This is a genomic window from Shewanella maritima (assembly GCF_043643735.1).
In the GTDB taxonomy this organism is placed as follows: Bacteria; Pseudomonadota; Gammaproteobacteria; order Enterobacterales; family Shewanellaceae; genus Shewanella; species Shewanella maritima_A.
In genome coordinates this window covers 46,528-59,391 of record NZ_JBHZSM010000001.1, presented here as the reverse complement: position 1 = coordinate 59,391, position 12,864 = coordinate 46,528, and the positions used below count along the sequence as shown (strand labels likewise).

Annotated in this window: 11 protein-coding genes and 1 riboswitch; of the genes, 8 read left to right on the top strand and 3 right to left on the bottom strand. The window is 42.7% G+C overall.

The genetic code is table 11. The features are described 5' to 3' along the window. Positions 1–54 precede the first annotated feature (54 nt). Positions 55–269, top strand: a riboswitch (Lysine riboswitch). Positions 270–345: 76 nt separating this feature from the next. Next, on the top strand, positions 346–1,923 hold the full coding sequence (locus ACHUGF_RS00255; RefSeq protein WP_394128761.1) for a Na+/H+ antiporter NhaC family protein: 1,578 nt from the start codon (positions 346–348) through the stop codon (positions 1,921–1,923). Between the two features lie 156 nt (positions 1,924–2,079). Then, entirely contained in the window at positions 2,080–2,658 is a 579-nt protein-coding gene (locus ACHUGF_RS00250) for a thymidine kinase (protein WP_394128760.1), read from the top strand. 98 nt (positions 2,659–2,756) lie between these two features. Here the strand turns inward: ACHUGF_RS00250 and ACHUGF_RS00245 are convergent, their stop codons facing one another. Both ACHUGF_RS00245 and ACHUGF_RS00240 read right to left on the bottom strand, forming a co-directional pair. Then, positions 2,757–4,544 (bottom strand): acyl-CoA dehydrogenase C-terminal domain-containing protein, encoded by a 1,788-nt coding sequence (locus ACHUGF_RS00245; protein WP_394128759.1) that lies wholly within the window; start codon positions 4,542–4,544, stop codon positions 2,757–2,759. Positions 4,545–4,723: 179 nt separating this feature from the next. Next, positions 4,724–5,161, bottom strand: coding sequence for a hypothetical protein (locus tag ACHUGF_RS00240; RefSeq protein ID WP_394128758.1), 438 nt, complete (start codon positions 5,159–5,161; stop codon positions 4,724–4,726). 220 nt (positions 5,162–5,381) lie between these two features. Between ACHUGF_RS00240 and ACHUGF_RS00235 the strand changes: the two genes are divergently transcribed. Next, positions 5,382–5,891, top strand: a complete 510-nt coding sequence (locus ACHUGF_RS00235; protein ID WP_394128757.1) for a TlpA disulfide reductase family protein — start codon at positions 5,382–5,384, stop codon at positions 5,889–5,891. Positions 5,892–5,895: 4 nt separating this feature from the next. Here the strand turns inward: ACHUGF_RS00235 and ACHUGF_RS00230 are convergent, their stop codons facing one another. Then, positions 5,896–6,804 carry an alpha/beta fold hydrolase gene (locus ACHUGF_RS00230; protein WP_394128756.1) on the bottom strand — a complete coding sequence of 303 codons (909 nt, stop codon included), beginning with the start codon at positions 6,802–6,804 and terminating at the stop codon, positions 5,896–5,898. Between the two features lie 297 nt (positions 6,805–7,101). Here ACHUGF_RS00230 and ACHUGF_RS00225 point away from each other — a divergent pair, with 297 nt between their 5' ends. The 5 genes from ACHUGF_RS00225 (at position 7,102) to fliG (ending at position 12,825) form a co-directional block, all read left to right on the top strand. Further along, a complete protein-coding gene (locus ACHUGF_RS00225) occupies positions 7,102–8,196 on the top strand; it encodes a sensor histidine kinase (RefSeq protein WP_394129126.1) in 1,095 nt (364 codons plus the stop codon). Then, positions 8,189–9,535, top strand: coding sequence for a sigma-54-dependent transcriptional regulator (locus tag ACHUGF_RS00220; protein WP_394128755.1), 1,347 nt, complete (start codon positions 8,189–8,191; stop codon positions 9,533–9,535). The genes ACHUGF_RS00225 and ACHUGF_RS00220 overlap by 8 nt, the downstream gene beginning before the upstream one ends. 172 nt (positions 9,536–9,707) lie before the next feature. Further along, positions 9,708–10,037: a flagellar hook-basal body complex protein FliE gene (fliE, locus tag ACHUGF_RS00215; RefSeq protein WP_394128754.1), complete on the top strand. Its 330-nt coding sequence runs from the start codon at positions 9,708–9,710 to the stop codon at positions 10,035–10,037. A 72-nt stretch (positions 10,038–10,109) separates the two neighbouring features. Then, a complete protein-coding gene (fliF, locus tag ACHUGF_RS00210; protein WP_394129125.1) occupies positions 10,110–11,789 on the top strand; it encodes a flagellar basal-body MS-ring/collar protein FliF in 1,680 nt (559 codons plus the stop codon). Next, positions 11,779–12,825, top strand: a complete 1,047-nt coding sequence (gene fliG, locus ACHUGF_RS00205) for a flagellar motor switch protein FliG (protein ID WP_394128753.1) — start codon at positions 11,779–11,781, stop codon at positions 12,823–12,825. The genes fliF and fliG overlap by 11 nt, the downstream gene beginning before the upstream one ends. The last annotated feature ends 39 nt before the right edge of the window (positions 12,826–12,864 follow it).

Below are 12,864 nucleotides of genomic sequence, written 5' to 3'. Positions count from 1 at the left end.
CTATGTTTGTATGGGTCTGAGCGTTGATAGCAATCACTTCTTAGATTGTTATCAATACTTAGTAGAGGCGCATCAGGTAAGAGTAAAGTTAAGTTGGGTGATGCCAATAACTTAACTGGAAAGGGTTTGATGCCGAAGCAGTTGTGTATATCAAAACACGCTGTTGGGGCAGTTTCCGAAAGGAACTGCACTGTCATAGTAATGTTTATGGCGACATAAGCGAGATGATATCAACTGATATCGAGTTACTGTGGAGTGCTACTGAAAAGTCTTCAGATGATATTTTATATTATCTTACCTTATCAGTTTCTCTTCACTCGTATTCAACGAAGAAAATATAAGAAAATGATAATTACAAGTTATGCCGACTCGGCTTTGTCTCTATTACCTCCTGTTATTGCTATTTTGCTTGCGGTTGTGACTCGCAAAGTACTGCTTTCTCTTGGGGTGGGGATCATTATTGGTGCACTGCTTTTAACCGACTTTTCACCAATAAACACTGCAAGTTTCATGGGTGATACGGTTACAGGGTTATTTTGGGAAGACGGTGCAGTTAATGACTGGAACGTTTATTTACTGGGCTTTTTAATTTTCCTAGGCATGATCACTGCGCTCATTACTGTGAGTGGTAGTTCTCGTGCATTTGCTCATTGGGCAAGACAACGCATTCGTAATAAGCGTGATGCAAAGCTAATGACCATGTTTTTAGGCTGTGTGGTCTTTATTGATGACTACTTTAACAGCTTAGTCGTGGGTTCTATTTCTCGTCCAATCACTGACCGTTACCACATCTCGCGTGCCAAACTTGCTTACTTGTTAGATTCAACAGCAGCGCCTGTGTGTGTTATCTCGCCTATTTCAAGTTGGGGGGCTTACATTATTGCACTGATTGGCGGCATTCTGGTAACACATGGTTTCACTGAAGTTGGTCATCTCAGTGCATTTGTACAGATGATCCCAATGAACTTTTATGCGGTATTTGCATTGTTATTGTTACTTTGCGTCGCCTTCTTCACTCTTGATGTTGGACCGATGCGTCAACATGAGTTGAATGCGCAACGTGGTGAATTGTTTGATGAGTCAAAAGGGCAACCACCTGGGGCGACATCTGATTTGCCTGAAGGTGAAACAGGTAAAATATACGGATTATTTGTGCCTATCTTGGCTTTGATATTTGCCACTATTTCTTTAATGGTTTCAAGTGGTGCTTCGGCTTTAGCGGCAGATGACAAAGCATTCTCAATTCTTGGTGCATTTGAAAATACCGATGTTGCATGGGCATTATTCTACGGTTCTATTATCGGCTTTGCTGTCACCCTAGTGTTGTCAATTGTACAAAAAGTTGATCGTCAGCTGATTGTTCAAGGCATGCTGGTTGGCGCCAAATCAATGCTGCCTGCTATCTATATTTTATTGTTTGCTTGGACGATTGCCGGTGTCATTGGTCAGTTGGAAACAGGTAAGTACATGGCGAGCCTAGCCACGGGTAATATTCCGTTTGCCTTGTTACCTGCCATGTTATTTTTACTTGCGGGTTTAACGGCATTTTCTACCGGCACTAGCTGGGGTACATTCGGTATTATGCTACCCATTGCAGCAGATATGGCGATGGGTAGTGATAGCACTATGATGCTACCTATGTTATCTGCAGTATTAGCGGGCGCAGTATTTGGCGACCATTGTTCACCGATTTCTGACACAACTATTTTGTCGTCAACAGGTGCAAGTTGTCATCATATTGACCATGTAATGACTCAGTTACCTTATGCGCTGATTGCTGCATTTATCAGTATTATTGGTTACTTGGTGCTAGGTTTTACTCAGTCATTATTGTTAAGCTTTGCGGCGGCATCAGTGGTATTTATCATCTGTGTCTTGCTGCTGCGCATCAAGTCTAATCAGCTTAACGCGCAAGCTGCTTAATACTTAATTTTCGTTAGTTAAAAAACCGCCTAGGGACCTAGGCGGTTTTTTTGTTTGATAAACGTGACAGTGCGATGCCTTTATATTGGATGACTGACTCGCATCAATGACGATAATCAGTATAATTGCTACAAAATTATTTTAAGGAAGTGCAGCGTGGCGCAGTTATATTTTTATTATTCAGCAATGAATGCAGGTAAATCGACCTCTTTACTTCAATCTTCATATAACTACCGTGAACGCGGCATGCATACCTTGGTGATGACAGCATCAATTGATGACCGTTATGGCAAAGGAAAAGTGGCATCACGCATCGGTATTCAAACGGATGCACAAGTGTTTGGTAGCAAAGATGATTTAGTGGACTTAATTGCCACAGCACACGCTCAGCAGGCAATTCACTGCGTATTGGTTGATGAAAGCCAATTCTTGAGTAAAGAACAAGTCAAGCAGCTGACTAAAGTGGTGGATGAATTTGATATTCCTGTGTTGTGTTATGGCCTTCGCACTGACTTTCAAGGGGAGCTATTCACTGGTTCTCAATACTTGCTCGCATGGGCGGACAAGTTGGTTGAACTTAAAACCATTTGTCACTGCGGACGTAAAGCCAATATGGTTGTACGCCTTGATGGTGACGGTAAACCAATGAGAGAAGGTGAGCAGGTCGCTATTGGTGGTAATGAAAGTTATGAGTCAGTTTGTCGGAAACATTTTAGAGAGTTTCTGTGGGACTAACTGATTTGTGAACCATAAAAAACAGCTTCTTTATGAAGCTGTTTTTGTTGATAGCTATATCCTTTACCGAAGTTGGTCAGTTTGAGGATCATGCCGCGCTAGAATGCAGCATTATTAAACAAGACGATATCTTCACTGCTTGATTCAATCTGTTTACGTAGGCTTCTGCTTTGCGTTGCCCAGTAGCTCATGAATACTTTCGCAGTCGCAAGTTTGTTTTGATAATACTCAGTTTCATCAGTGCCCGCGGCTAGCGTCGCTAATGAAGCGCTAGCAACGCGGCACCACATCCAAGCTAATGCCGTGATGCCAAATAACTGCATATAAGGCATAGAGGCTGCGCCTAACAAGTCAGGGTTTATACCCGCTGCCTTCACTAAATAACCTGTAGCACGCTCTAAGTCGCCTGCAGCATCTGTTAATCCCGCTAAATAAGGCTGCATCTCAGTATTACTTGATTGTGCTTGCACCAATTCAGTGACCATTTTTGACCACACTTGCAGTGTAGCGCCCTTATCACTGAGTAATTTTCGCCCGACTAAGTCGAGTGCTTGAACCCCGTTTGTACCTTCATAGATCATCGCGATGCGAATGTCTCGTACAAACTGCTCCATGCCCCATTCATTGATATAACCGTGTCCACCAAATATTTGCTGCGCATCGACACAGGCTTTGAAACCTTGATCTGTTACAAACCCTTTTACAATAGGGGTGAATAACGCGGCTAACGCGCCAGCTTGCTTAGCGACAGCTGCATCATCACTGCGCTCAGCTTGATCTAACCATAAGGCTTGTTGTGCTAATAATGCTCGCGAACCTTCATTGAAAGACTTTTGCGAAAGTAGCATTCGTCGAACATCACCGTGAACTAGAATTGAGTCGGCCTTGTCATCGGGTTGCTTTACACCGCTCAGCGCTCGGCCTTGAATACGATCTTTGGCATAAGCTAAGGCGTTTTGGTAAGCAATGTCTGATACGCCTAGGCCTTGAATTCCGACACCAAGCCGAGCCTGATTCATCATAGTGAACATTGCACGTAAGCCTTGATGAGGTTCACCAATTAACTCTCCAACGGCATTGTCAAAAACCATTACACAGGTTGAGTTGCCATGGATCCCCATTTTATGCTCCAGCGCTGATGCACAAAGCGTATTTGCTTGACCTAAACTCCCATCTTCATTGATTAATACTTTCGGTACCGCGAACAAAGAGATGCCTTTCACACCTTCTGGAGCATCAGGTAATCTAGCGAGCACTAGATGGACAATGTTTTCAGCTAAATCATGATCGCCAGACGAAATAAAGATTTTTTCGCCGCTGATGGCGAAAGTATTCTCTGTGTGAGGTACTGCTTTGGTTCTTAACAACGCCAAATCGGTTCCTGCGTGAGATTCTGTTAGGTTCATGGTGCCAGTCCATTCACCGCTAACCAGTTTTGGCAGATATTTTTGCTTTAATGCGTCATCCCCATGAGCATGAATGGCTGCGTAAGCGCCATGTGTTAGCCCAGGATACATAGCAAAGGCCATGTTGGTTGCGGTTTTCATTTCAGTGGCAAATAGCCCTACAACTTCAGGTAAGCCTTGGCCACCAAAGTCAGGATCACAAGTTAACGTTGCCCAGCCATTGTCAACATACTGCTCATATGCCTGCTTGAAACCGTTAGGGGTAATTACTTTACCTTGTTCTAATTGGCAGCCTTCTAGGTCGCCACTGGCATTGATAGGCAACATCACTTCTGTTGTAAATTCAGCAACACCTTCAAGAATGGCGCTGACAAGATCCTCATCAAACTCATCAAAGCCCCTTAAAGGCTGTTGGTAAACATTAAGTAATTCCGACAGGAGAAATTGATAGTCACGCAATGGCGCTTGATATACAGGCATAGTCTTTCCTTAGTCTTGCTGAATGTGTGTTACTGTCTTAATGACAGTAAATGAGCTTCTAGCTTGTTATTATTTACCCACTGTAGCTAATTTGGAGCAAAAACTCAGCAACTTTTTGATGAACATAGTTGCCTATTTTAACTGTTAAAGTTCAGTACCTTACGGTTATATTAAAACGCTCATTTTAAATGTGACAATCTATTCCTCACCGCTGCACGAGTTTGGTCGATTGACGTGACTATCTTATCAACTGAGTCAGGATTGGTGGCGTAATCTTCCCAGTGCAGTTGCCAGACTTGTTTTAATGATTCTGCCGCTTGATTAAGATCATTAGAGGTAATGAGGCTTAAGTCATGTATAAGGCCGACTTTTACCCAGCCATTTCTAGGATTTCCTAACACATCATTATTATCATAATAATTTGCGTAAACAATGTGCTCAAGTTCAGAAAGCTGCAATAGCATTTCAAAGCTAGATTGGCGAATATTGGCATTGTGTTCAGTCACTTCCATTCGCCAAACGTTATAACTAAATCCAACTAACGCAAATACCATGCTAAAAATGGCTGTGAGTTGAAACCAAAATTGGTGTTTAGAAATGGTGCTGATGATTTTCACAGATACTCTCCGCTAATAGTTGAACTATCATTGTAGCAATTAGCTTTATTGTTGCGCGGGTTAGAATATATGGCTGATTCGCTAGAGGAGTCACACGGTGGTGAGCAGTTTGTTATTGAATTTTTCACCGTGTTTGAATGATAAACCCAAGTTACACGGTCTGATTAGAGAACAAAATAAACGTTTTGGGTATGGAAAATTAATTGAAAAGGACACTACCATGACAACTATGTCTAAATTATTGCTGTCACTAACAACCGCAGCGATTATGATGCTGGTATTGATGGCTAATCAGGCACCGTCGGCAATGTCAGATTCTATTAAAGCACCGCAATTCACTTTAGAAAATAACTTAAATGAAGCCATTTCATTAGCAGATTTTCATGGTAAGCCGGTGATTTTGCATTTTTGGGCGACTTGGTGCCCTTACTGCAAAAGGCTTCAACCTGGTTTGGAACAACTTCGCTTACGTCATCAAGACTCAGATTTAGTGATATTGGGTATTAGCATTTTAGAGGAAGAAGGTGCGGAACCCGCTGCAGTGCTAAAGCAAAATGACATCAATTTCATGACATTACTTGAGGGTGATAAGGTTGCCCAGTTGTATGAAGTGCAGGGCACTCCCACAACTGTATTTATTAATCGTAACGGTGAGATTGTGTGGAAAACATCAGTATCAGATCCTTTTGACCCTGATATTTCCAAAGCTGCAGAGTTTATATTGCAGTAATGCATTAGGTGATAATGTGATGCTTTTTCCAGAAACTGACAGCATGTTGTAATACTTTCTCAGGCGCTTCAATTTGAGGATAATGACCAATTTGCTGTAACTCGACTGTATCGGCATCTTTGATTAGCTGATCAAATCGATCAACAATTGATTGGCCTGAAATGGGATCTTCAATACCATTAATTAACCTAAGTGGCGGACTAAAGTGTTGTAATGCCTCAGTCCATCGTTGTCGGTTTTGTTTTCGTTCATTCATGTACCGTATGAGTACATGAAATACCTTCTTGCCTTGATTGTATTGCATTAATTGCCAGTGTTGCTTTAATTCTATTTCCGTCAATGGAATACCACAAATGCGGTCAAAGCTTCGATTGAAATCCTTAAACGTCATGAATTTGGCAATGATTGCGCCAATAGGCGTTGCAAGCAACTTCTGGATAAGTATTGGTCGTGTTGCCTCTGGGAAAATACCACCGTTGAGAAGTATGCAGCTGTTAATGTTCAGTGTCATTTGCAGCTGGTTGTGTCTTGCTAATAACTCCTGAGCCACAGTGTCACCGTAGTCATGGGCCAGTATATGGCATTGCTGAATTTTGTATTTGGCTAGTACAAACTCCACTAAATCGGCTTGATCTCTCAAGCTATATCTCGCATTCGTTGGTTTATCTGACAGACCATACCCCAACATATCAAGTGTGATCAGTGAAAAGTGTTCACTCAACTGTGACCATAAAGGCTGCCAGTCATAACTAGACGTTGGAAAACCATGGATTAATAGTAAGACTGGTTTGTGAGCTTGTAGAAGGTGTTTAACAAATATTTTCTGGCTAGAAATACTGCTACCGTCCATAGCCACAGCGTTAAATGAAATATGTTCGCCTGTTTGATGCCAGGGTAAAAGTGTATTCATCATACTCGCCAAAGTTATTTAAGTTAATACTAATGTGCATTGCTAACTTGTTGAGTGCAATAAGTTAATCAAAATATCATTAAGTTGAGTACTAGATATCAACTCGACCATAATCTTAATCATTGGCAAAAATGAATAGAGTAATGGCTATTGCTTGGTTGATAAATGGATTTGGCACGAAAAGTGCAGCTACATGGCAAACGTAAATCTTTTGACGGAGTTCCCATGTATTCGGCATACGCATTATCTGATGATGAAACTGTTGACGGTTCAATCGCCCAACTGAAAGACTCGAATACCATGAGCGAGACTTGTGGCCTGCTTGTTAATCAAGCTTGCACTGAGTCGGCAGTTGTACCGGAAATCAAAGAGGCTGCCAATATGTCTAACCAAATGGCGCATATACTTCAAGCCATGCCTTCTGGCGTGGTGATCATCGATGGTGATGGTGTCGTGACATTGGCAAATCCAGTAGCGACAGAATTACTTGGCAGGCCTCTACAAGGTTTACGGTGGTTCGACATTATTAATCGTGCTTTTGCTCCTCAAAAAGATGACGGTCATGAAGTGTCACTCAAAAATGGTCGAAGAGTGAAGCTGGCAATTACCCCATTAACACCTGAACCGGGTCAAATTATCGTGCTGACCGATTTGACCGAAACCCGTTTATTACAAAAGAACTTGTCCCATCTGCAGCGATTGTCTGCTCTAGGTAAGATGGTGGCAACGCTTGCACATCAAGTCAGAACGCCATTATCGGCTGCACTTTTATATGCATCAAACCTTTCAAGTCCCAAATTGAATGAGCCAGCCAAAAAGCGTTTTCAATCAAAACTGCTCGATAGGTTAAATGAACTTGAGCGCCAAGTTAACGATATGCTGTTGATGGCTAAGGGTCGCCAAGATGATTTATCTGAGTGGGTTAAGTTTGACGATATCATTGATGTGGTTGTGGCCAACTGTGAGCCCATTGCAGATAAGCATGATTGCCAATTGTCAGTGAATTTAAAATCACAATACCCATTAAAAGCTAATCTGAATGCACTGAGTTCTGCTATCAATAACTTAGTGATCAATTCGGTAGAAGCTGGCGCATCTACAATTAAAATTGAAGCGCATGAAACCCAAGAACAACTCATTTTGGATGTGGTTGATAACGGTAAAGGCTTGTCAAAAGCACAACAACAACAAGTATTGGAACCCTTTTTTACCACTAAGCAGCAAGGCACGGGGCTTGGATTAGCGGTTGTGCAATCGGTTGTATTGAACCATGGTGGCAAAATACAGCTAAGTTGTGCGCCGGGTGAGGGGTGTCACGTTCGCCTATCATTTACTAAACTAAGTGAAGCAGAGCAACATATGGAGTCGTTTGCCCAAGGAGGAAAGGATGCCTGAAGCTAAATTACTATTAGTAGAAGATGACGCGGCTTTAAGAGAGGCGTTACTCGATACCCTTATGCTTGCACAATATGAGTGTGTTGATGTTGCTAGTGCAGAAGACGCAATTTTAGCACTAAAACAAGATAGCTTTGATATGGTTATTAGTGATGTGCAAATGGAAGGGACCGGTGGTATTGGTTTACTGAATTTTTTACAACAACATCATCCAAAATTACCCATGCTGCTGATGACTGCATTTGCCACGATTGATAGTGCTGTTGAAGCCATCAAGCAAGGTGCTGTGGATTATTTATCAAAACCTTTTGCGCCAGAAGTATTACTTAATCAAGTTTCGCGTTATTTACCCCAAGAGTCTAACAAGGGGCAACCAGTGGTGGCTGATGACAAGAGTCATGCATTACTGGCATTAGCGCAACGTGTTGCTCAGTCTGAAGCCTCTGTGATGATCATGGGACCAAGTGGTTCAGGTAAAGAAGTGCTTGCACGATATATTCACGATAATAGTCTGAGAAGTGATCAGCCTTTTATTGCTATCAATTGTGCAGCAATCCCTGAAAATATGCTTGAAGCCACACTTTTTGGTTATGAAAAAGGCGCATTTACAGGGGCTTATCAAGCCTGTCCTGGTAAGTTTGAGCAAGCTCAGGGCGGCACATTGCTACTTGATGAAATATCAGAAATGGAGCTGGGTTTACAGGCTAAATTGCTGCGAGTTCTGCAAGAGCGAGAAGTCGAGCGTTTAGGTGGGCGTAAAACCATTAAACTGGATGTGCGTGTGTTAGCCACCTCCAATCGCGATTTAAAAGCCATGGCGACTAGCGGCGAGTTTCGTGAGGACTTGTACTACCGAATCAATGTTTTTCCACTTACTTGGCCAGCGCTATACCAACGCCCAGCTGATATTGTGCCTTTGTCAAAACATTTACTGTCAAAACATGCCCAAAAGCTTAACATTAACCCCGTTCCTGAGTTAGGTGAAACGGCGGTGCGTCGGCTGTTAACTCACCGATGGCCTGGTAATGTGCGTGAATTGGACAATGTCATTCAGCGGGCGCTTATTTTACATAATGGTAATGAGATAAACGTGAATGACATCATTATTGATTCTGAAGATGTTCAGTTAGCTACAGAAAGCCAGATTTCTACGCCTGTTCAAGAAGTAGAAGCGCTCGGTTCTGAACTGAAAGCACAAGAGCATGTGATCATTCTTGAAACGCTCACTCAGTGCAATGGCAGTCGTAAGAAAGTTGCTGAAAAGCTTGGTATAAGTGCCAGAACTTTACGGTATAAAATGGCTAAGATGCGTGACATGGGAATTCAAATCCCTGCTTAAAACTAACCTATATAATTTTTTTAATTTAATCAATGTTATAACTAGCCATACCAATTAGAAGGGAGGCTAGTTTTTATTTTTTCTCACTTCCACTCCACTTTTGGCATCCAATTTGCTTTATCTGTATATACGCTAAATATCGCCGTCAATTATTCGACGAAGGAGCTCAATCATGCAGATTACAAACAACCCATTACTACAAGAAATGCAAGCGTTAAGCGGTAGTATTAGTCCTTCTGCTGAGGCAGGTATTAGCCAGCAAGTTAACAATACTCAAGGAACAGATTTCGGCCAGTTGTTGTCACAAGCTGTTGGTGGTGTGTCTGGTTTACAACAGCATTCTTCCAGTCTTGCGACACGCTTAGATATGGGTGATACCACGGTTACTTTATCTGACACTGTCATTGCCCGTGAAAAGGCGGGTGTTGCATTTGAAGCGACGGTACAGGTAAGAAACAAGTTGGTTGAGGCGTACAAAGAAATCATGAGCATGCCAGTGTAACTTCTGTCTGGTGAATCTGAGTGTTAGTAAGAATAATAATTTAAGTAGGTATTGATTGTGAGCACAGACGTAATGGTTGGAACGGACGCCGCAGTAGGCACTGGCGTCCAACAAGAAAACAAACCAGGACTGCTAGGCAACTTTGGCGGTGCAGACATCATGCGTCAGGTGATCATGGTCCTTGGTCTTGCAATATGTTTGGCGGTGGCTGTCATTATTATGATGTGGGCGCAGGAGCCAGATTATCGTCCATTAGGTAAGATGGACACCACAGAAATGATCCAAGTGCTGGACGTTCTTGATAAAAATAAAATTGCTTACAATATCAGCGTTGATGTTGTCAGTGTGCCAGAAGATAAATATCAAGATGTAAAACTGCTATTGAGTCGTGAAGGTATTGAAAGCAGCACTCGCGCTGATGACTTTTTAACGAAAGATAGTGGTTTTGGTGTCAGTCAACGTATGGAGCAAGCAAGACTTAAACATAGCCAAGAGTTAAACCTTGCTAGAGCAATTGAAGAACTGCGTAGCGTGACCCGAGCTAAAGTTATTTTAGCGCTGCCAAAAGAAAATGTGTTTGCCCGCAACGCTTCTAAACCCAGTGCCACAGTGGTGATAAGTGTTAGACGTGGCGCTTTAGGTCAAGAAGAAGTCGATTCTGTGGTTGATATTGTTGCTTCTGCAGTACAAGGGCTAGAACCTGCACGTGTAACCGTAACAGACTCTAATGGCCGTTTACTTAACTCTGGTTCACAAGAAGGGACGTCAGCTCGTGCTCGCCGTGAATTAGAAATCGTGCAGCAGAAAGAGGCTGAATATCGCACTAAAGTTGAATCAATTTTGATGCCTATTTTAGGTCCTGAAAACTTCACCTCTCAAGTTGATGTCAATATGGACTTTACCGCTGTCGAGCAAACGGCTAAACGTTTCTCTCCAGACTTGCCTGCCGTACGTAGTGAGATGACGGTAGAGCGCAATACTACAGGTTCAGGCATTGGTGGTATTCCAGGCGCGCTAACCAATCAACCACCAATGGAGTCTGATATTCCTCAAACGGCTGAAGAAGCTGTCAGCAATAACTCAAATGGCAGCAGCCACCGTGAAGCCACGCGTAATTTTGAATTAGATACCACTATCAGTCACACCCGTCAGCAAATTGGCAATGTGCGACGTGTAAGTGTTTCAGTCGCAGTCGATTTTAAAACAGGTCCAGTTGGTGAAGATGGGCAAGTGACTCGCGTACCGAGAACACCAGAGGAATTAAGCAATATTCGTCGTTTACTAGAAGGCGCAGTTGGCTTTAGCAGTCAACGTGGTGACATGTTAGAAGTCGTCACTGTGCCATTTATGAATCAATTGATTGAAGAAATGCCAGCACCGAAAATGTGGGAACAACCTTGGTTCTGGCGAGCAGTGAAATTTGCTTCAGGCCTAATTGTGATTTTGGTGCTGATTATCTTTGTGGTTCGACCAATGATGAGAAAATTGATGAATCCAGATGGCATCGAAATGCCTGAAGAAACACGCTTAGGTCAAGAGTTGGCTGAAATTGAAGACCAATATGCGGCAGATACACTGGGTATGTTAAATACCAAAGAAGCTGAATACAGTTATGCTGATGATGGTTCGATTCAAATACCAAATCTGCATAAAGATGATGATATGATTAAAGCCATCCGAGCATTGGTGGCGAATGAACCTGAATTATCCACCCAAGTAGTGAAGAACTGGTTACAAGACGATGAGCAATGATGAAAACGGCGACGTAAACAAAGCAGAAGGCTTTGACCCAGATTCGCTGACTGGGATCGAAAAAACAGCAATTTTATTATTGAGTCTTAGTGAAGCAGATGCTGCGTCAATTTTAAAGCACCTTGAACCCAAGCAGGTTCAAAAGGTGGGTATGTCGATGGCGGCGATGGATGAATTCGGCCAAGAAAAAGTCATAGGTGTTCATAAACTGTTTTTAGATGATATTCAAAAGTTCTCATCAATTGGCTTCAACAGTGAAGAGTTTGTGCGAAAAGCATTAACGGCGGCGCTCGGTGAAGACAAAGCGGGCAACTTGATTGAACAAATCATCATGGGTAGCGGCGCGAAAGGCCTTGATTCGTTGAAGTGGATGGACGCCCGTCAGGTGGCCACCATTATTCAAAATGAGCACCCTCAGATCCAGACGATTGTTTTATCATATCTTGAACCCGATCAAGCGGCTGAAATTTTCAGTCAATTCCCTGAAAATACACGTCTTGATTTAATGATGCGTATTGCCAACCTAGAGGAAGTTCAGCCTGCAGCGTTGCAAGAGCTAAACGACATTATGGAGAAACAATTCGCAGGTCGTGGGGGCGCACAAGCCGCGAAAATGGGTGGCTTGAAAGCTGCTGCGAATATCATGAACTTCTTAGATACAGGCGTTGAAAGCCAGATTATGGAAACCATGCGTGAATCTGATGAAGAGATGGCACAGCAAATTCAAGATCTTATGTTCGTGTTTGATAACTTAATGGATGTGGACGATCGTGGTATTCAGGCATTACTGCGTGAAGTGCAGCAAGATGTGCTGATGAAGTCGCTTAAAGGTGCTGATGACGCATTGAAAGAGAAAATCCTATCCAACATGTCTAAGCGTGCAGCAGAGCTGCTCAGTGATGACCTTGAAGCAATGGGGCCTATTCGGATCAGTGAAGTGGAAGTGGCACAAAAAGAGATCCTTGCAATTGCTCGTCGCTTAAGTGACAGTGGTGAAATTATGCTAGGTGGCGGTGGTGGAGACGAGTTCTTATAACCGTCAAACTTGAAGCATTTCTCTGGCTTTGCAAATAAG